The sequence below is a fragment of the Paenibacillus zeisoli genome (genome assembly GCF_003994465.1).
In the GTDB taxonomy this organism is placed as follows: domain Bacteria; phylum Bacillota; class Bacilli; order Paenibacillales; family Paenibacillaceae; genus Fontibacillus; species Fontibacillus zeisoli.
The window spans coordinates 16197-34319 of record NZ_RZNX01000010.1 but is presented as its reverse complement, the minus strand read 5'-3'; the positions used below and the strand labels follow the sequence as shown (position 1 = coordinate 34319).

Here is an 18123-nt window from a genome sequence, read left to right as displayed (position 1 = left end):
AGTCAGTTTAACGTATGATACCAACGATAGAATATATTTGGCTAAATAATCACCGTGAGCGGGTCCACCTTGAACCGATTCTCAGCCATCCAGCTTCCCTTTTCATTATAGAGATATGCCCTATGCACGAGCACTTGAACCTGCTGTCCTACATGCAGATTCTCTTTCTCCAGTGAACGGTAGGTTGTTAACGTATAGCCGCCTACCTCTACTTCAACCAGCCACTGGTTGCCGCGGAAATGTAAATGTTTCACGATACCGCTGTCCGTAGCAGACAGCACCTGGAACTCATGCTTTGTCCCTACTTCAATATACTCTGGGCGGATCAACGCCTTTGTATCAACACCCTTGCTAGCTTCATCAAATCCCTTTAGCTTGGCGGCATTGTCTACCTGAGTAGATTCACCAATGAACTGGGCCACAAAAGGAGTTGACGGGTCCTTATAGATATCCCAAGGTGTTCCCTTTTGCTCCAATTGCCCATGACTGATAATCATAATCTCATCGGCTACCTCAATGGCCTCTTCCTGGTCGTGAGTAACAAAGATCGAGGTAATTCCTACGCGCTCAATAAGCTCTCGGAGCCAGGAACGAAGCTCCTGCCGAATCTTGGCATCAATCGCCGCGAAAGGCTCATCCAGCAGAAGCAGCTGCGGCTCTGGCGCAAGCGCACGGGCGAAGGCTACACGTTGACGCTGTCCTCCAGACAGCTGATGAGGATAACGGTGCTCGAATCCCTTTAGACCCGTTAGCTCCACTAACTCCATCACTCGGTCCCGAATGCTATCCTTAGGCGCTTTCTTCACCTTCAAGCCGAAGGCTATATTATCAAATACAGTCATATGCTTAAATAAAGCGTAACTCTGAAATACGAATCCGATTCCGCGCTCCTGAGGTGTTAGATGGTTCACACGCTGTCCGTGAAATAGAATTTCGCCGGAGTCCGGGCTCTCCAGCCCTGCGAGCATCCGCAGAATCGAGGTTTTCCCCCCGCCACTCGGTCCGAGAAGACCGATTAGCTGGCCCTTCTCAATGCCGAAGCTGACATCCTTAACTGCATGAAAAGAACCGAAATGCTTATTCAAATTTTTGACTTCTACGTGCATATTGACTCACGTCCCTTCCTCACATCAAACGGTCGACTCGAATATATCACTGTCCGGCGTATACTATCACCGATGAATACAAATTCTTATCAAATTACTGGGTATTAATTCTTATCACTTACTTTACCAAATACCTGCTTCAATCGTCAATTGTTTCGTATGTTTAGATTAGACCGTTTTTTGTTAATAATAGAAAGGGAAAGTTACCTTGGCCTCTTGCATATATATTTTTCTCCAAGTCTATTGATACATACCAGGCCATACAGTAAGATATAACTAGAACTTTCTACCTATACCACCTACAAGGAATGATGAATATGGAACTGTTAACAGGCAATTGTCCTAATTGTGGGTCCGTATATAGAAAAAATCTCAGGGACTTATGCACCACCTGCAGTGCAAAACTTGATGCAGAGCTTGCCCTGTGCCTGGACCTGCTTTGGAGATCTCCAACTACTACTACCGACGAGTTAAGCCATTCTACCAAAATTAAAAAGTCTGTTATCATTCAATTTATTAGAGAAGGCCGATTGCCCAAGAACTGCAAGAATCTAACTTATCCTTGTGAATGCTGCGGAGTTCCTATTCGTGACAATCGTCTCTGTCTTGGCTGCTCGGTTTCATTCGCTGAGGTCGCAGAGCAGCTAAGCTCCAAATTTGTCATTCATCAAGGTAATGGGTATATGATGAACCGCAGACTGAATGAACAAAGGTAATTATGAATAAGAAGAAGCCTACCCGGCTTCTTTTTTACTCTAATTTAATAGAAAGGCAGGGGACTTTATGCTAATTACACTTGAGCTTTCTACCAGCAAAAGAGATGAACTCCGGGACATTACAAGGGAAGTAGCCAGCATTGTCACTAGGAGCGGAGTTAAGGAAGGGCTGGCCGTTATCTATTGCCCTCATACCACCGCCGGGATTGCCATCAACGAGAACGCAGACCCAGATGTGAGACACGATGTGCTTATGCGGCTGGGCGAGGTCTATCCTTGGGAACACCCTAAATATCGTCATGCCGAAGGGAATACAGCCTCCCATCTCAAGTCGATTACAACAGGTCCTTCACAGACCGTCATTATTCATGAAGGACGGCTTCTCCTGGGAAGATGGCAGGGCATTTATTTCTGTGAATTTGATGGGCCAAGATCCAGACAATATCACGTCAAAATATACGAAGAATGACAATCAGCCCAGCTCCGCTTAACGGACTGGGCTGTAATTCTGATGATTACATAGTACATCACCATATTAACGTTATGAAGGATTACAGCTACAAAGAAGTACTCAGTTAAAGCGATATAGTAAAAATAAAAACGTCTCTCGACGCGAAATTAGAGGCTATGACTCAGCATTTTGACATGGGCAATGGCAGCGGGTTGAATCTCTTCAAATGTAAGATGATCCTGAATGTAGAAAGAAATGAATCCATGCAGACCCAAAAACATGCTAAGAGGAACAGACGTATGATTAGCCAAAGGATGGTCTTCTTCCCTCATGTATTTCTTCACAATGGATGAGAATACGTCAAAACACTTGGATTGCTCTGCACGACAGTAGGATAAAATCTCTTCATCACGGAGCATGAACATAATCTCATATTGATGCGGGTGATCCATTCCAAATTTGATGAACTCCAGCATAAGCTGTTCTACCTTGGTCAAGCCTTCTACCTTGGGGCTGCTGATGACCTGGCGAAACAACAGGTCCACATGATTGAAGTCCTGTACAACAATTGCATAGAATAACTCTGCCTTCTCTTTAAAGTGATAATAGAGGGACCCGTGGCTGTAACCCAGATGCTGTCCAATACTTCTCATCGATATCGCACGATATCCTTTGGTTATGAACAGATGCCTGGCGGCATCCATGATCCTGTCCCTAGACAACTCCTGTTCCACTGCTCTTCTTGCCATTTCGCATTATTCCCCTTCGATAAAGTAAATCCTCTCACCTTCTGTAATTACGGATTGTCCTTGTGTTAGATCGATCATCCAGGCAGTAAAGTCTTCTGCGTCCTGGTCCTCAGGAAGACATAATAAAGTAACCTTATCTGCAAAAGAAGATTGTCCTGTACGGACACCTCGTGTTCTAAGCTCGTTCTCAATCTTGCCGAGCCAGGTATACTCCACTTCAACATAGACTTGGCGATGCAGAACAAGGGTTATTGCTCCCCCTGCCTCTATGGCTGCGACGGCTCCGTCTGTATAAGCCCGAATCAGGCCTCCGGCTCCCAGCATAATCCCGCCAAAATAACGGGTAACTACAATAGCCACATTCTTAAGTCCCTGGTTCCGTATGACTTCCAGAATAGGCTTACCGGCTGTGCCGCTTGGCTCCCCATCATCGGACTGCTTCTGAATCTCGTCACGCTCACCTATCATATAGGCAGAGCAATTGTGTGTGGCATTCCAATGCTCTTTCTTAACCTGCTCGATGAAGGCAATAGCCTCGGATTCTGATGCAACTGGCATGATATGACCAATGAATCTGGATTTCTTGATGACAATTTCTTTGCTGCCCGATTCTCTGACCGTTCTATATCTCTCTAGCATAACGTATTACCTTTCAGACGTATGATGATGTGCCAAGAGCAGTCCGGCCGGCTTGCGGCGAACTGCTCTTTGTGCACATATATCTTTTGCTGCTATTGTAGGAATAACTCGGACTATTCGGAAAGTCTTGCTTCAAGCTCAGCTTTCTCTTTCTCGTAGCCTGGTTTGCCAAGAAGGGCGAACATGTTCTTCTTGTAGGCTTCCACACCCGGTTGGTCAAATGGATTCACTCCGAGCAGGTAACCGCTGATTCCGCAGGCTTTCTCGAAGAAATACACTAGATAACCAAAGGAATAAGGAGAGAAGTCAGGAACGTTGACGATCAGGTTAGGTACTTGACCATCCGTATGAGCAAGCAGGGTTCCTTGGAATGCCTTTTTGTTCACGAAGTCTACGGTCTTGCCTGTCAGGAAGTTCAGACCGTCCAGGTCATCCGGATCCGATTCAATCGTAATATGATGATCCACATCGGTCACCTGAATAACCGTCTCGAAGATGTTACGGTTACCCTCTTGAATGAATTGTCCCATCGAGTGAAGATCTGTTGAGAAGTCCACAGCCGCCGGGAAAATCCCCTTATAGTCCTTACCTTCACTTTCGCCGAACAACTGCTTCCACCATTCGGATACAAAGTGCAGGGATGGCTCGTAGTTCACGAGAATCTCGGTTACTTTGCCCTTACGATACAGGGCGTTACGCACTGCTGCATATTGGTAGCTTGCATTCTCGGCAAGGTTCGGGTTGCTGAATTCTTTGGAAGCATCTGCAGCACCTTGCATGATCTGTTCAACATCAATGCCAGCAGCTGCGATTGGGAGAAGACCTACAGCAGTAAGTACGGAATAACGTCCGCCTACATCGTCAGGAATAACGAACGTCTCGTAACCTTCTTCGTCAGCAAGCTTCTTCAAGGCACCTTTCGCACGGTCCGTGGTAGCGTAGATCCGCTTGCGCGCTTCTTCTTTGCCATACTTCTTCTCAAGCTCTGCACGGAAAATACGGAAAGCGATAGCCGGCTCCGTAGTTGTACCGGATTTGGAGATCACGTTGACCGAGAAGTCCTTGCCTTCAATCAGATCAAGCAGGTGTGTGACATAAGTGGAGCTGATATTGTTTCCGGCAAAAAAGATCTGCGGAGTCTTACGCTTGTCCTTAGGCAGAGTGTTGTAGAACGAGTGAGACAGAGCTTCAATCGCCGCACGCGCTCCAAGATATGAACCCCCGATTCCGATTACAATCAATACTTCAGAATCGTTTTGGATTTTGCTTGCAGCCTTACGGATACGTGCGAACTCTTCCTTGTCATACTCTGTAGGAAGGTTGATCCAGCCCAGGTAATCAGAACCGGCTCCTGTTCCTTTATGTAACTGTTCATGAGCCACACGAACTGGCTCTGCAAGATTGTCAATTTCATGTTGACCGACGAACGTAAGGGCTTTACTGTAATCAAAAGTTACTTTTTTTGACATGACGAAAACTACCTCCGTTTATATTTGTATGGTTTAATCTACCTATCCAAGAAACAACTTAAAACTAGAATACTGTATATTCCTGGTGAAGACAAGGGCACATTGTACACTCTGGCCGTGAGGCGTGCTAAAATAGAATGTGGATCACAATTCGACATTAGAAGGTGAACAAGTTATGAAGAAAATAGGCTTTATCGGTTTAGGTACGATGGGTGCGCCTATGGTCTCCAATCTGCTGAAAAAGGGATACTCTGTTACCGTATATAACCGCACCGCCTCCAAGGCAGAGGCTTTAGTTAAGGAAGGCGCAGTAGCCGTCTCCTCCCCTCGCGAAGCAGCTGAAGGCAATGATGTTATCATTACCATGGTCAGCGATGACAATTCGATCGCAGAGGTATATGAAGGCGATAATGGCGTTCTGCAAGGACTACACCCTGGGAGCATTGTGATTGACTGCAGCACCATCTCCCCTTCACTTTCCAGAAAGCTTGCTTCCCAAATTACAGCACTTGGCGGCTCCTTCCTGGATGCACCTGTTACCGGAAGCTCTCCGGCAGCTGTCAGCGGCACGCTTGTATTCATGGTCGGCGGCCCGGCGGATACCCTGGAGTCAACCTCCGACATCTTTGAAACGATGGGCAAAAAAATCCTACATATGGGCGACAACGGAACAGGTTCCGTTGCCAAGCTTGCCCACAATACCATGGTAGGCATCAACAACCTGGCTCTTGCCGAAGGCTTCGCGATTGCTTCTAAGTCCGGCCTTCCCGCTGACGCCTTCCTTGAACTGGTGCAGCTCGGTTCTGCCGGAAGCAAAGCCGCTGATCTGAAAGGCCAGAAGATCATCGATCATGACTTCAGCAACCAATTCTCGCTGCAGCTCATGCTCAAGGACCTCAAGCTCGCTTCATCCTTGACCGATGGCGCCTCCATCCCGTCTCCGATGCTGAACCTGGCCAAGAGCTTGTTCCAAGCCGGCCAGACCCAGGGCTATGGCGAGGAGGACCTCTCCGCCGTCGTCAAGATCTATGAGAGCTGGATCGGCCAGACCATCGCCGGTAAAAAGCTGTAAACCAAATCAAAAGAAGGGCATGCCATAACTCCTTGGCTGCCCTTCTTTTTGCATTCATACCCAGGCGCCCACTCAGCCCTGCTTCAAACCCAAGCGTATCCCGCAGGGACAGCGTCCCCCAGCACGCAGCCCACATCCCAAGTGCCACGTCCCGCCAAGTAAACAGTCTCTGCTCTAACCCAAGCGCATCCCGCAGGGACAGCGCCTCCCAGCACCCAGCCCACATCCCATGAGCCACGTCCCGCCAAGTAAACAGTCTCTGCCCAGCCCCAGCGCATCCCGCATGGACAGCACCTCCATGCACGGAGCTCACATCCCAAGTGCCACGTCCCGCCAAGTAAACAGTCTCTGCTCTAACCCAAGCGCATCCCGCAGGGACAGCGCCTCCCAGCACCCAGCCCACATCCCATGAGCCACGTCCCGCCAAGTAAACAGTCTCTGCCCAGCCCCAGCGCATCCCGCATGGACAGCACCTCCATGCACGGAGCTCACATCCCAAGTGCCACGTCCCGCCAAGTAAACAGTCTCTGCTCTAACCCAAGCGCATCCCGCAGGGACAGCGCCTCCCAGCACCCAGCCCACATCCCATGAGCCACGTCCCGCCAAGTAAACAGTCTCTGCCCAGCCCCAGCGCATCCCGCATGGACAGCACCTCCATGCACGGAGCTCACATCCCAAGTGCCACGTCCCGCCAAGTAAACAGTCTCTGCTCTAACCCAAGCGCATCCCGCAGGGACAGCGCCTCCCAGCACCCAGCCCACATCCCATGANACTCCTTGGCTGCCCTTCTTTTTGCATTCATACCCAGGCGCCCACTCAGCCCTGCTTCAAACCCAAGCGTATCCCGCAGGGACAGCGTCCCCCAGCACGCAGCCCACATCCCAAGTGCCACGTCCCGCCAAGTAAACAGTCTCTGCTCTAACCCAAGCGCATCCCGCAGGGACAGCGCCTCCCAGCACCCAGCCCACATCCCATGAGCCACGTCCCGCCAAGTAAACAGTCTCTGCCCAGCCCCAGCGCATCCCGCATGGACAGCACCTCCATGCACGGAGCTCACATCCCAAGTGCCACGTCCCGCCAAGTAAACAGTCTCTGCTCAGCCCCAAGCGCATCCCATAGGGACAGCGTCCCCCAGCACGCAGCCCACATCCCAGGTGCCACACCCCGCCAAGTAACCAATCTCTGCTCAGCCCCAAGCGTATCCCGCAGGGACAGCGCCTCCCAGCACCCAGGAACGCATAACCCTATGCAGCTTCACCATTCGCCACTCGCAGCACGTAAAGAGGGTCCTGAAAGGACGACAAGCGGCCCCAAAGCACGAGTTAAACTCCGTAAGCTTTGAAGCCGCTTGTTAAGCCAGTCTTTTCAGTTACCAAACCCATCCCATTGAAAGCGGGTCCCGAAGGGACGGCAAGCGATCCCAGCTCTACCAAAGCTAAGTTCAGCCAGCCAATCTCCCTAGACCCATTCCGGGTGTCCAGAGGGCGTAGCCCTTGGGGCCCTCCCTTGGAAGGGAGGGTTTGGGAGGGTAATTTATTTATATGAACACAAGTAATCCGTCACCGTGCTCACTTCAAGCTTGAATTTCCGACCTGCGGGAACAGTGAACTCGCCCTGACCGTTGATTTCTCTCCACTCCGTCTCATCTGGAAGAAGAACCTTCAGATCTCCGGATTGAATAAGCATAACCTCTTCCGTGTCTGTTCCAAATTCATAAGAACCAGGCAGCATGATACCCAGTGTAACTTTGCTTCCATCCTGCAAGTACACGGCACGGCTGGTTACTTTTCCATCAAAATAAATATTGGCTGCTTTATCTACGGTTACATTTTGAAATTGCGGCATCGTTTTCCGTTCCCCTTTTCGGTCGTTTATCGTTGATTACAGTTGTGCTTTTACGTGTTTGACAACATTCTCTACAGTGAAGCCATACTCAGCAATCACTTTGTCACCAGGCGCGGATGCACCGAACGTGCTGATGCCGATAATGGAGCCTTTCTCGCCAACATAACGCTCCCAGCCAAACGGATGAGCCATTTCGATGGCAACACGAGCTTTAACTTCTGGGAGAATAACAGAATCTTTGTAAGCTTGATCCTGTTTGTCGAACAGATCCCAGCTCGGCAAGCTGATAACGCGAACTTGAATACCTTCTTCAGCCAAAGCTGCTTGAGCTTTAACTGCAAGCTGAACCTCAGAACCTGTAGCGATCAGCTGAGCAACCGGCTTACCGTCTTTGGCATCGGATACTACATAACCACCGCGTTTGATTCCTTCACGGGCAAGCTCTGCCGTATTCTCAAGCACAGGCAGGTTCTGACGAGTCAGTACCAGAGCAACCGGGTTGCTCTTGTTCTCTGTCGTATATGCCCAAGCTGCCGAAGTTTCGTTAGCATCAGCCGGACGGATAACAGTCAGACCCGGGATAATACGAATCGAAGCAAGCTGCTCGATCGGTTCGTGTGTCGGGCCGTCTTCACCAACCGCGATACTGTCATGAGTAAGTACATAAGTAACAGGAAGACCCATGATAGAAGCAAGACGGATTGCTGGACGCAGGTAGTCTGTAAATACGAAGAACGTACCTCCGAAGATTTTGAGTCCGCCGTGAAGAGCAATCCCGTTCATAGCAGCAGCCATACCGAACTCACGAACACCAAAGTACACATTGCGTCCTTCGTAGCTGTTCGAAGTCAGAACCGGAAGGCCTTTCAAGTGAGTCATTGTAGAGCTCTCAAGGTCAGCAGATCCGCCGAGAAGCTGTGGAACTCCTTTTACCAGACCATTAAGTGCATTACCGGAAGCTACGCGAGTAGAAAGCGCTTTGTCTGCGGAAGTGTACTTAGGAAGCTCGGCATCCCAGTTCGCTGGAAGTTCGCCGGCAATAGCCTGCTCAAATTGTGCAGCAAGTTCAGGGAATTCTGCTTTGTATTTCGCAAACTGCTCATCCCAAGCTTTGTTCGCTTCAATACCGCGCTTCTTAACGTCAGCAAAGTGCTGGCGTACTTCATCAGGTACATAGAAGTCTTCTTCGTATACCCATTTGTAGAATTCTTTGGTCAGCTTAGCTTCATCCGCACCAAGTGGTGAACCGTGAGTACCGCCGTGGCCGCCTTTACCTTGTTTGTTCGGGCTGCCGTATCCGATTACGGTCTTCACTTCGATAAGAGTTGGACGAGCTGTGTCCTTCTTACCTTCTTCAATCGCAGCTGCGATTGCGCTCAGGTCGTTCCCGTCTTTAACCAGCAAAGTCTGCCAGCCATAAGCATCGAAACGTTGTCTAACATTCTCGGAGAAGCTCAGGTTAAGCTCGCCATCGAGCGAAATATCATTGGAGTCATACAGGAAGATCAATTTGCCAAGCTTCAAGTGACCTGCAAGGGATGCAGCTTCAGCAGATACCCCTTCCATCAAGTCTCCGTCGCCGCAAATGCCGTAAGTATAGTGGTCAACGACTTTGAAGCCGTCTTTGTTATATGTCGCAGCCAGGTTCTCTTCTGCAATCGCCATACCAACAGCCATAGCAATACCTTGGCCCAGTGGTCCAGTTGTTGCATCTACGCCGGCAGTGTGCCCAAATTCAGGGTGACCCGGAGTTTTGCTTCCCCATTGACGGAACTGCTTCAGATCATCAAGGGACAGATCATAGCCGCTAAGGTGAAGCAAGCTGTATAGAAGCATCGAACCATGTCCTGCGGACAATACGAAACGGTCACGGTTGATCCAAGTCGGATGATCCGGATTGTGGTTCATTGTTTTTGCGAACAATTGATAGCCCATAGGAGCAGATCCCATCGGCATACCCGGGTGACCGGAGTTTGCTTTCTCAATTGCATCAATTGAGAGAGTACGGATTGTGGCAATCGACAAATTATCGATTACGTTGTTGTCAGCGATTTCCTTGATTTGATCAGCCATTAAATTGTTTCCTCCTCAAAGGTCTTTAGATAAGTTTGATTAAGGGATCAAACATAACGTCCAAATTGAAAAAGTCATTTTGACTTATTTATGCATTGTACCACAATTAAGGGGTCCATTTCCATACTGTCTGTTCATAAATCCCACGAAACGCGTTATCTCGCCATTTTTCGCACAGGAATTATGCCTCCTGACAGAATGAGCAAAATCCTACTAGATTACAACTTCCCTAAGCACGGCCAATCTATACGAGTTGTCTGGTATGCTGTTAATATTAAAAAGGCCTTATCCGAGCCGGGGGCACCAACGTACGCCCGAATGATCTCGATAAGGCCAATTAATTCATTATTATTTCAACCTGGTTTGCCAGAAATAGACGTAAGACGAAGTCCTGCCACACCCAGAATAATCAAAGCCACACAAATAATTTTCAACAAATTTATTCGTTCTCCGTACAGAATAACACCCGCAGTCGTAATCAACACGGTACCCAGACCGGACCAGATGGCGTAGGCCATGCTCAGCTCCAGTGTTTTAACCGCGAAGCTCAAGAAGGTAAAACTGCATCCGTATAGAACAAACATGAGAATCGAAGGCAGGAGCCTTGAGAAACCTTCTGAATATTTCATAGTCATGGTACCGGTAAGTTCCAGAATAATGGCAGCACCTAAGTATAACCAGCCCATTTTGCTTCATTCCTTTGATATATCCTAATTAATTACAAGAGCCTCGTAAGTAGTTATCATTTCTTTCGCGCCATGCAATATACTGCCGTCTCGGCTGAGCCCGATCGTAACAGCCATACCTGCACCCTGCCCCATCTGCATATCCCCGCTGGTATCCCCAATTAAAGCTGTCCTTTCAGGAGCAGTCCCCAGTTCTCCACATGCCTTATAGATAATTTCAGTAGAGGGCTTTCCCTCAGATACAAGGTCACTTCCCATAATAGTTTTGAAAAAACCGCTTATGCCCATCCAGCTTAAGTGTTTGACCGCTTCATCGGTTTGGTCTGCAGTAACTACACCGAGCGGTACGTTCAGTTCATTGCATTGACTGAGAAATCCTTGAAGCCCCTGCACCGGAAAGACAGGACGCTCATGTTCAATATATTTCGTGGCTCTCATACGGAAAATACGAATTTTAGCTATAGCTTCATTCCAGGGTAATCCCTGCTTGTACAGCTGCCAGGCAAGTATGCCTTCAATTTCCGGTATGGAAGCCATCGATAACGGTCCTCCAAGATCGTATCCGGTAATCCGGCCATGTTCATTCATGTCCAAGCCCAGCCATTCACGCTTGACTTCAAGCGGAACCGGGAATCCTCCGATGCTGCGGATTGCTTCTGCAACCTGGTCTGTCAAGAACTCTGCCCATCTACCCCATAGAGGCAGAAATTCAAGCAGTGTGCCATCCTTATCAAACAATATGCCATCTACTTCATATTCCCGGCCTGATACTCTGAGCTTCGGCATTCCCGGCTCCCCTTTTATTTGCAATTCAATATCCCATTCCCTAGTTCTTCATCTGTGCCTTCAGTTCCCCCCAGGTACTCAGCTTGGGTACCGGGGTTCCTTGGTAGATCGGGTTGATAAAAGCCAACAGACTTCCTGACGAGTTACGGATCTCTGCCCGGATGAAGTGATACTCCCCAGATGGCCATGTAAAGGAGTAGGTATAGGTCCCTTCTTGACCACATCCGGTTCGGCCTATCTCCTGCCCATCGATCATCCACCTGATATAGCTTCCCTCGCCGGCTTCTTGTACATGGAGTTCATATTCATATAGAGATAGTGAATTATATTGTTCTTCTTGCAGCACATGATCACCAGGCCTATATGCCAAATCATTCTGATATAAACGCGGCTCCAGAACTGGACCCCTTGTTACGTAACTTCTGCCCAAGCGGGCTGCATCAAGAACTCCCTGAACGGACAACTCGTCACTCCACAAACAGGTGACAGGGTCGCCAACCAAAGAGGGAAGTCCGCCCGGAACATAGCTCTCATGCGGAAGATTGTGCGTGTCACTTCCTCCAATGCCCCACAAGATAACTCCGTTCTTCCAGAGAATATCCCACAGCTTCAAAGCCTCTTCTGTCGCCTTTTCGTTATCCGGAAAGGTTGGATCATTCCAGATCTCAATCGTATCGAACGCATCCAGACGCACATCCAGCTGCCAGTCCCAAGGGGCAAGCTCCGGATGGTTCAAGCTGCACACCGCACCTTGGCTTCGCGCTTCTGCAAGAATGCACTCCATTCCTGCCGCGGATTCAAAAACAGGCGCTGCTCCATCTTTAATCCAGTCAATCGATCTGCGAATGCCCAGAATGTTGCAGTGACCCTGGCTGGAGGTGACTTCAACCCCCGGAATAACCAGCAGATCGGATTCCGGCCAGCCAGTGGTTAGAAAGTTATGCTCGGTAACTACAATGAAATCCAGTCCTTGATTGACTGCCTGAGCATTTAATTCCTCTGCCGTCTGCTTCCCGTCTGTAAGTCTAGTATGCATATGGAAGTCTCCGCGGTACCACCGGGATTCCTTGGAGAAGATCCGGTTCCAATCATAATTCTCATAATTTAGTGCCCCTGATGCAGCAGACAGACTGCTCCATAACTGCGCACCTACCGGATGAAGCGTTCCCTCAATCTCCGGTGTTCCTTCCCCAGCTTGAATGTGAAGAGTGTACGCCGGGGCCGATTCACGATTAACCGCCAGCACTTGAACGCTCCAATCCCCCTCTGGTATCGCTCCGGGCACCGAGCCACAGCTTGAATCCTCTGCCCCAGCTGTGAGGAGAAGTGTATTCTCCTCCCCTTTGCCTAGATACTGGAGCCGCATGGTTCCCTGGGGATCTTTAACCCATATCTGAAGCCATTGTGTGAGAGGGTGAACAGCTCGCAGCGCGAGCCATTCCCCAGATTTGTCCAGCGTGAAAGAGTGATGAAACAAGATTCCCTGCTGTCCCTGTTGTTCGATTACAATCTCCTGATATCTCATGATTATTTCCCTTGCACACGATCTAGTTCGCGCTGTGCTGTATCTTTAGCCTCTTTAAGCACTTGATCTGCCGGTAAATTTTGAATTTCCAGCTTATCGGCAGCGATTTTGAGTGCATCCGTAATCTTCCCGCCAGTAGGATCAATGAATGGGGCCGAGGCAGTTTGAGCTTGCAGGAGTGGCTGTTTGCTCTGCGGATTTTTCTCAGCAAAAGCTTTGAACGCCGGCTCTTCCATGGCTGATTTCCGAACAGCGATATACCCCGTATTCATGGACCAATCGGCTGTAGTCTGTGCGCTTGTGAAGAAAGTGAACCATTTCATTGCCGCCGCCTGCTGCTCAGGTGATGCTGCTGCCGGAATACCTGCAAGAATGGCTGACGCTACAGGAGCTGGTGTATGTCCATTCCAACCTGGTTGCGGAGCAGCAGCCAATTTGGTGAAATCCAAGTCGCCCTGATCTCCGCTTGATCCTGTGTATCCTGCTGCACGGTCCTGCATGACGTCATCAATGGTCTTATACCAATATTCCCAGCCCTGACCCCCGGAATGGATAGCCATCGTCTTGTCTTCATGAATCCATTTGCGGAAGCTGTCCCAGGTCTGAATCCATTCAGGACTGTCGATCAGGATAGTCTTGCCGTCCTCACTAATCACTTTGCCGCCCTTGCAGAGAACGGCATCCAGCAGATTCTCGTAACCCCACATAGGTTCCCAGCCGTACACACTAACATTGTCACCGCTCTTTACCGTCAATTTCTTAGCGGCTTCAGCTAGGCCTTCCCAGGTCTTCATATCTTCGGCAGTTACCCCAGCCTTCTCAAACATGGACTTATTGTAATAGAGCAGTTGAGTCGTCCCATACATAGGGATAAAGTACTGTTTGTTGTCTGTTTTCCCTTGATCCAGGAAGGTTGGGATGAAGTCGTCTTTGTTAAAAGATCCTTCCTTGGCAATAAGATCATCCAGCGGAGCGAATAGCCCTTTCTTAGCCCAGCTGATATCAGAAGAAAGTACAGCGGCAGGAACCTTCCCGGAAGCCATTGCGGCTTGCAGCTTCTTCTTGGTCTCATCGTAGTTCCCCTGGACAACGGGCTTCACCACAACTTCCTTCTGAGAAGAATTGAACTTGTCAATCAAGCGCTTCATATTGTCACCAAGCTTACCCCCAAGACCGTACCAGAATTCAATTTCAACAGGCTCCGAGCTTTTAGCGGCACCTGCAGCCGCTTTGGCGGCCGAGTCCGCTTGACCCTTATTCCCGCAGGCGGACAAAAGGATAAAAGTAAGTACTAGAATGGATGCCATAATAGATTTAGATTTACGCATGATTTTCACTAACCTCCACTTTTCTCTAATTTAATTGAAGATGAATTTGTATGGGTTCCTATCCTTTATTCACACTGAAGGCATTGCTCACCCCCTTAATGATCCACTTCTGGGCAATAACAAACAGGATGAGCAGCGGCAGGATGGTAAAAGTGCTGCCTGCCATGATTAGTGACCACTTCATACCATAACCCCCACCCTCGACAAAGAAGGACCTGAGACCCGCAGATACCAGACTTAATTCCGGCGATTTCGTAATCAGCATGGGCCAGAAATAGTTATTGTAGTTCGTAATAAAGGTCAGTAGTGCCAAAATGATAAAAGAGGATCGCGCAAGCGGAAACAAAATTGAGAATAAGATACGCACATGTCCCGCTCCGTCAATCTTTGCCGCCTCAGCGAGCTCCTTGGGCAGCTGCATGAAAGCCTGACGAATCAGGAAGATGGAGAAAATGCTGACCGCATTGGAAATGATAAGCCCAGTGTAAGTGTCAATGAGACCAAGCTTGGACAAGATAATGTAGCTCGGTAGATAAGTCGCGGATACAGGAAGCATATAGTTCGTTAGAATGATCGCCATGAGTGCATTTTTGAACCGAAAATTCATATGTGTTAATGCATAAGCCATCATAGCCGAGTTGATGATCTGGATTAGGACAATCACTAACGCAACTAGGACGCTGTTTAGTAAATATTGTCCAAAAGGAGCCGCCTCCCAGGCTGCTGAGAAGTTGTGCCAAAGTGGCCTTTCAGGCCATAGCACAGGCGGAAAGCGTCGAATTTCCCCATCAGACTTTAACGAGCTTGTGATCATCCACAGGAATGGAAATGCTATGACGAAGCTAATTACAAGCAGAGAAGCGTGACGAGAGAGCCGCGGAAGCAATTGACTTAATTTCATGGAGGTATCTCCTTTACGATAAATAGTGAACACTTCTACGGGACATGAACATGGATGCTAAAGAGAATAAGGCGGTAAAGACTACGAGTAAAAGTGCGACTGCCGAGGCCTGGCCCACATTAAACTGGTCGAAGGCAGCCTGATAGTACAGATATAACACCGTACGCGTTGAGCCCGCGGGACCGCCTTGCGTTAGAATATTGATCTGGTCATAAGCCTGCAGGGAATCTATCGTCTGAATGATGAACAGAAAGAATGTAGTTGGTGAGATCAATGGCAGAGTGACTTTGAAGAAGCAGGTTAATCTCCCGGCACCATCCATATGTGCCGCCTCCCTCAAACTCTCAGGTACGGATTGCAGGGCAATCAGATAGAATACCATGACCCAGCCTAACCCTTTCCAAATAGTCACAATGAGGATGGCAACCATCGCCCAAACGGAATTCTGCAGCCAGGGAACCGTCTGCATGCCTAATTCACTGAGAATGGCATTAGCCATTCCTGAACGCGGCTCGAATATCCAGGCCCATACGATAGATACCGCTACCGTCGGTGTAACCCATGGGGAGAAAATAATGGCTCGATATATGCCGGAGCCCGCCAGCTTGCTGCTAAGTAGAAGGGCCAGCAAAAGACCCCCGATCATGGTCGGAATCACACTTCCCACCGTAAAGATCAAGGTCGTCTGTAATGATTGGTAGAATTCAGGATCTTTAAAGAGATAAGTGTAATTTTCAAGTCCCACAAAGGTTTTAACAGGACTCATGAGATCCCAATCCGTCATACTCAGATAAATAATGTAGAACATAGGTAGGATCCAAAAGACGGTCAATGGAATCATTGCGGGTATGGCGAACCACAGAACCTGTATTTCTCCCCATTTGCGAAATCTCTTCAACTTCAACTTCAACTTACAACAGCCCCTATCTATCCATATGTACAGTTTTTTTTGAATTGTTAATTAATAAGCCGTATAATCCGCTTAATAACTCTTGTGTATAATAAATATTGTACATTCATTTTAAAATCAAGGGTCAAAACCAGGTAAATTCTCGACATGTTTTTGATTAAAATTGTAAAAGTAGTAGTTTTACTAGGTAATAGTTCAAAATAGCCGTTATAATGAACAAAGATTCAACAATTATTGAATTCGGATGGTGGGTAGGTATGGAAGCCATGAGAGAAGATGAGCCAAAGTATAAAGAGTGGATCGAACTTAGAAACCGGGTTATCGGGGCCATCAGTGTCACTATGGATTTGTATGGAGTGACTCCATCGGCCGGTGCCCTTTATGGGACCATGTTCTTTGAGGACGAACCCATGACACTGGAAGAGATGAAAGACAAAATGGGAATGAGCAAGAGCAACATGAGCTATGCCGCCCGTTCACTGCTGGACTCACGAATGATCGAGAAGCTGGATACCAAGAGAGACCGTAAGGACCTGTACCGTGCTCAGAGTGACTTTTACGTTACCTTTCGCAATTTTTTCTCCACTAAACTTCAGAGAGAACGAGATGTGATGATGGAGACCATTGAGCAAGTCCTTCCCGATCTAAAAGAATTAATTCTTCATCCGGATACTCCAGAGGATATCCGCCAGAATGCGCTCAAGGATCTACACAAACTCTATCACTCCGTTGAGTTCTACAGCTGGATGCAGCAGTTCATCGATATGCTCCAAGATGGACATTTGTTTGAGCAGACCAAAGATATCGTTAAGCGGGAAGTCTCCAGCGATCTTGACCGTGAATGAATACAAATAGAATCTGAATGCCAAAAGGCACCTTGTGCAAAAGACGAGATTGTATCCCGTTCTTGCCAGGGTGCCTTTTAATTATATATCTCTGTTAGTTAAACACGACCGTCTTGTTCTGGTGAACGAGAATCCGGTCCTCAATATGCCATTTTACCGCACGGGCCAGTACTACCCGTTCAATAGTCCGGCCAATCCGCTTCAGCTCGCTTACATTATCACGGTGGCTGACACGCTGAACGTCCTGCTCAATAATTGGACCTCCATCGAGTTCTTCGGTTACATAGTGAGCGGTTGCGCCAATGATCTTAACGCCGCGGTCATATGCCTGAGCATAAGGCTTACCCCCGACAAACGCAGGAAGGAAGGAGTGATGGATATTAATGATCCGATTCCGGTAAGGCTCGATCAGAGCCGGTGAGACGATCTGCATGTATCTGGCGAGCACGATCAGATCGACTTTCCCGTTTAGCAGTTCAAGCTGGCGCTGCTCCGCTTCTTTCTTCGTATCGGGAGTAACCGGAATATGATGGTATGGGATTCCAAAGGATTCCACATACTCCCGCATATCCGCGTGATTGCTTATGACCATAGAAATTTCCGCATCCAGATCACCGGCCTGCCACTGCCACAGCAGCTCAACGAGACAGTGATCCTCCTTCGACACGAGGATGGCCAATTTCTTCTTCTCGTTCAGAGGGAAGATATTCCAATCCATCTGGAACTTGTCCGCTATTTCCTGAAAATCACTCTTGATCCCCATCAACTTGCCGCTCAGATCGTTCAGGTCAAATTCGACGCGCATGAAGAACATGCCGCCCTCCGGGTCCATCGTATATTGGTCCGATTGAACAATATTGGCTCCGTGCTGATGAAGAAAGTGGGATACGGCTGCTACGATTCCCGGACTGTCGGGACAGGAAATCAGCATACGTGCGCGATGTTGTTGATATTCTTTTACAGGCTGAAGACCTGCTTTAATGTGAGTGTCCATTTGTTACAAAAATCCTCCTTAAATTTAC

18 protein-coding genes are annotated in these 18123 nt (G+C 48.5%); 3 read left to right on the top strand and 15 right to left on the bottom strand.

Translation table 11 applies throughout. The annotated features are described in order from the left end of the window. Positions 1-41: 41 nt before the first annotated feature. Positions 42-1106 (bottom strand): sulfate/molybdate ABC transporter ATP-binding protein, encoded by a 1065-nt coding sequence (locus tag EJP77_RS17455; RefSeq protein ID WP_127200543.1) that lies wholly within the window; start codon positions 1104-1106, stop codon positions 42-44. 783 nt (positions 1107-1889) lie between these two features. Between EJP77_RS17455 and EJP77_RS17450 the strand changes: the two genes are divergently transcribed. Further along, positions 1890-2291: a secondary thiamine-phosphate synthase enzyme YjbQ gene (locus tag EJP77_RS17450; protein ID WP_127200542.1), complete on the top strand. Its 402-nt coding sequence runs from the start codon at positions 1890-1892 to the stop codon at positions 2289-2291. Positions 2292-2440: 149 nt separating this feature from the next. Here the strand turns inward: EJP77_RS17450 and EJP77_RS17445 are convergent, their stop codons facing one another. The 3 genes from EJP77_RS17445 to EJP77_RS17435 all read right to left on the bottom strand — a co-directional run bounded on the left by EJP77_RS17445 (position 2441) and on the right by EJP77_RS17435 (position 5130). Further along, entirely contained in the window at positions 2441-3022 is a 582-nt protein-coding gene (locus tag EJP77_RS17445) for a TetR/AcrR family transcriptional regulator (RefSeq protein WP_127200541.1), read from the bottom strand. A 6-nt stretch (positions 3023-3028) separates the two neighbouring features. Beyond that, entirely contained in the window at positions 3029-3661 is a 633-nt protein-coding gene (locus EJP77_RS17440; RefSeq protein WP_127200540.1) for a YigZ family protein, read from the bottom strand. A gap of 113 nt (positions 3662-3774) precedes the next feature. Beyond that, positions 3775-5130 carry a glucose-6-phosphate isomerase gene (locus EJP77_RS17435; protein WP_127200539.1) on the bottom strand — a complete coding sequence of 452 codons (1356 nt, stop codon included), beginning with the start codon at positions 5128-5130 and terminating at the stop codon, positions 3775-3777. 175 nt (positions 5131-5305) lie between these two features. Here EJP77_RS17435 and EJP77_RS17430 point away from each other — a divergent pair, with 175 nt between their 5' ends. Continuing rightward, complete coding sequence (locus tag EJP77_RS17430) at positions 5306-6202, top strand: NAD(P)-dependent oxidoreductase (RefSeq protein ID WP_127200538.1); 897 nt, start codon at positions 5306-5308, stop codon at positions 6200-6202. Here EJP77_RS17430 and EJP77_RS17425 read toward each other — a convergent pair. From EJP77_RS17425 to EJP77_RS17375, 10 genes are all read right to left on the bottom strand, one after another. Next, positions 6150-6539 (bottom strand): hypothetical protein, encoded by a 390-nt coding sequence (locus EJP77_RS17425; RefSeq protein ID WP_127200537.1) that lies wholly within the window; start codon positions 6537-6539, stop codon positions 6150-6152. The two genes, EJP77_RS17430 and EJP77_RS17425, sit on opposite strands and share 53 nt — an antisense overlap. Next, positions 6512-6838: a hypothetical protein gene (locus tag EJP77_RS17420; RefSeq protein WP_127200536.1), complete on the bottom strand. Its 327-nt coding sequence runs from the start codon at positions 6836-6838 to the stop codon at positions 6512-6514. Before EJP77_RS17420 ends, EJP77_RS17425 begins: the two co-directional genes overlap by 28 nt. An 897-nt stretch (positions 6839-7735) precedes the next feature. Then, complete coding sequence (gene ppnP, locus EJP77_RS17410; RefSeq protein WP_127200534.1) at positions 7736-8047, bottom strand: pyrimidine/purine nucleoside phosphorylase; 312 nt, start codon at positions 8045-8047, stop codon at positions 7736-7738. Between the two features lie 36 nt (positions 8048-8083). Next, on the bottom strand, positions 8084-10120 hold the full coding sequence (gene tkt, locus EJP77_RS17405) for a transketolase (protein ID WP_127200533.1): 2037 nt from the start codon (positions 10118-10120) through the stop codon (positions 8084-8086). 353 nt (positions 10121-10473) lie between these two features. After that, positions 10474-10806 (bottom strand): DMT family transporter, encoded by a 333-nt coding sequence (locus tag EJP77_RS17400; protein WP_127200532.1) that lies wholly within the window; start codon positions 10804-10806, stop codon positions 10474-10476. A 24-nt stretch (positions 10807-10830) separates the two neighbouring features. Then, positions 10831-11592, bottom strand: a complete 762-nt coding sequence (locus tag EJP77_RS17395; RefSeq protein WP_127200531.1) for an HAD family hydrolase — start codon at positions 11590-11592, stop codon at positions 10831-10833. A 40-nt stretch (positions 11593-11632) separates the two neighbouring features. Next, entirely contained in the window at positions 11633-13117 is a 1485-nt protein-coding gene (locus EJP77_RS17390) for a CehA/McbA family metallohydrolase (RefSeq protein ID WP_127200530.1), read from the bottom strand. 2 nt (positions 13118-13119) lie between these two features. Further along, positions 13120-14445 (bottom strand): ABC transporter substrate-binding protein, encoded by a 1326-nt coding sequence (locus EJP77_RS17385; RefSeq protein ID WP_127200529.1) that lies wholly within the window; start codon positions 14443-14445, stop codon positions 13120-13122. 58 nt (positions 14446-14503) lie between these two features. Beyond that, positions 14504-15346, bottom strand: a complete 843-nt coding sequence (locus EJP77_RS17380) for a carbohydrate ABC transporter permease (RefSeq protein WP_127200528.1) — start codon at positions 15344-15346, stop codon at positions 14504-14506. Between the two features lie 13 nt (positions 15347-15359). After that, a complete protein-coding gene (locus tag EJP77_RS17375) occupies positions 15360-16187 on the bottom strand; it encodes a carbohydrate ABC transporter permease (RefSeq protein WP_185897392.1) in 828 nt (275 codons plus the stop codon). A gap of 326 nt (positions 16188-16513) precedes the next feature. On the opposite strand from EJP77_RS17375, the gene EJP77_RS17370 reads away from it, so the two are divergent. After that, positions 16514-17101, top strand: coding sequence for a GbsR/MarR family transcriptional regulator (locus EJP77_RS17370; protein WP_246021929.1), 588 nt, complete (start codon positions 16514-16516; stop codon positions 17099-17101). Between the two features lie 94 nt (positions 17102-17195). On the opposite strand, the gene purU is transcribed toward EJP77_RS17370, so the two are convergent. Continuing rightward, the gene (gene purU, locus EJP77_RS17365) at positions 17196-18095 is read right to left on the bottom strand and encodes a formyltetrahydrofolate deformylase (RefSeq protein WP_127200527.1); all 900 of its coding nucleotides are present in this window, start codon (positions 18093-18095) and stop codon (positions 17196-17198) included. Between the last annotated feature and the right edge of the window lie 28 nt (positions 18096-18123).

Bases quoted from the DNA above. Each gene is read 5' to 3' on its own strand.
- EJP77_RS17455 (WP_127200543.1), bottom strand. From the start codon at position 1,106: ATGCACGTAGAAGTCAAAAATTTGAATAAGCATTTCGGTTCTTTTCAT.
- EJP77_RS17450 (WP_127200542.1), top strand. From the start codon at position 1,890: ATGCTAATTACACTTGAGCTTTCTACCAGCAAAAGAGATGAACTCCGG.
- EJP77_RS17445 (WP_127200541.1), bottom strand. From the start codon at position 3,022: ATGGCAAGAAGAGCAGTGGAACAGGAGTTGTCTAGGGACAGGATCATG.
- EJP77_RS17440 (WP_127200540.1), bottom strand. From the start codon at position 3,661: ATGCTAGAGAGATATAGAACGGTCAGAGAATCGGGCAGCAAAGAAATT.
- EJP77_RS17435 (WP_127200539.1), bottom strand. From the start codon at position 5,130: ATGTCAAAAAAAGTAACTTTTGATTACAGTAAAGCCCTTACGTTCGTC.
- EJP77_RS17430 (WP_127200538.1), top strand. From the start codon at position 5,306: ATGAAGAAAATAGGCTTTATCGGTTTAGGTACGATGGGTGCGCCTATG.
- EJP77_RS17420 (WP_127200536.1), bottom strand. From the start codon at position 6,838: ATGCGCTGGGGCTGGGCAGAGACTGTTTACTTGGCGGGACGTGGCTCA.
- ppnP (WP_127200534.1), bottom strand. From the start codon at position 8,047: ATGCCGCAATTTCAAAATGTAACCGTAGATAAAGCAGCCAATATTTAT.
- tkt (WP_127200533.1), bottom strand. From the start codon at position 10,120: ATGGCTGATCAAATCAAGGAAATCGCTGACAACAACGTAATCGATAAT.
- EJP77_RS17400 (WP_127200532.1), bottom strand. From the start codon at position 10,806: ATGGGCTGGTTATACTTAGGTGCTGCCATTATTCTGGAACTTACCGGT.
- EJP77_RS17395 (WP_127200531.1), bottom strand. From the start codon at position 11,592: ATGCCGAAGCTCAGAGTATCAGGCCGGGAATATGAAGTAGATGGCATA.
- EJP77_RS17390 (WP_127200530.1), bottom strand. From the start codon at position 13,117: ATGAGATATCAGGAGATTGTAATCGAACAACAGGGACAGCAGGGAATC.
- EJP77_RS17385 (WP_127200529.1), bottom strand. From the start codon at position 14,445: ATGCGTAAATCTAAATCTATTATGGCATCCATTCTAGTACTTACTTTT.
- EJP77_RS17380 (WP_127200528.1), bottom strand. From the start codon at position 15,346: ATGAAATTAAGTCAATTGCTTCCGCGGCTCTCTCGTCACGCTTCTCTG.
- EJP77_RS17375 (WP_185897392.1), bottom strand. From the start codon at position 16,187: ATGATTCCATTGACCGTCTTTTGGATCCTACCTATGTTCTACATTATT.
- EJP77_RS17370 (WP_246021929.1), top strand. From the start codon at position 16,514: ATGGAAGCCATGAGAGAAGATGAGCCAAAGTATAAAGAGTGGATCGAA.
- purU (WP_127200527.1), bottom strand. From the start codon at position 18,095: ATGGACACTCACATTAAAGCAGGTCTTCAGCCTGTAAAAGAATATCAA.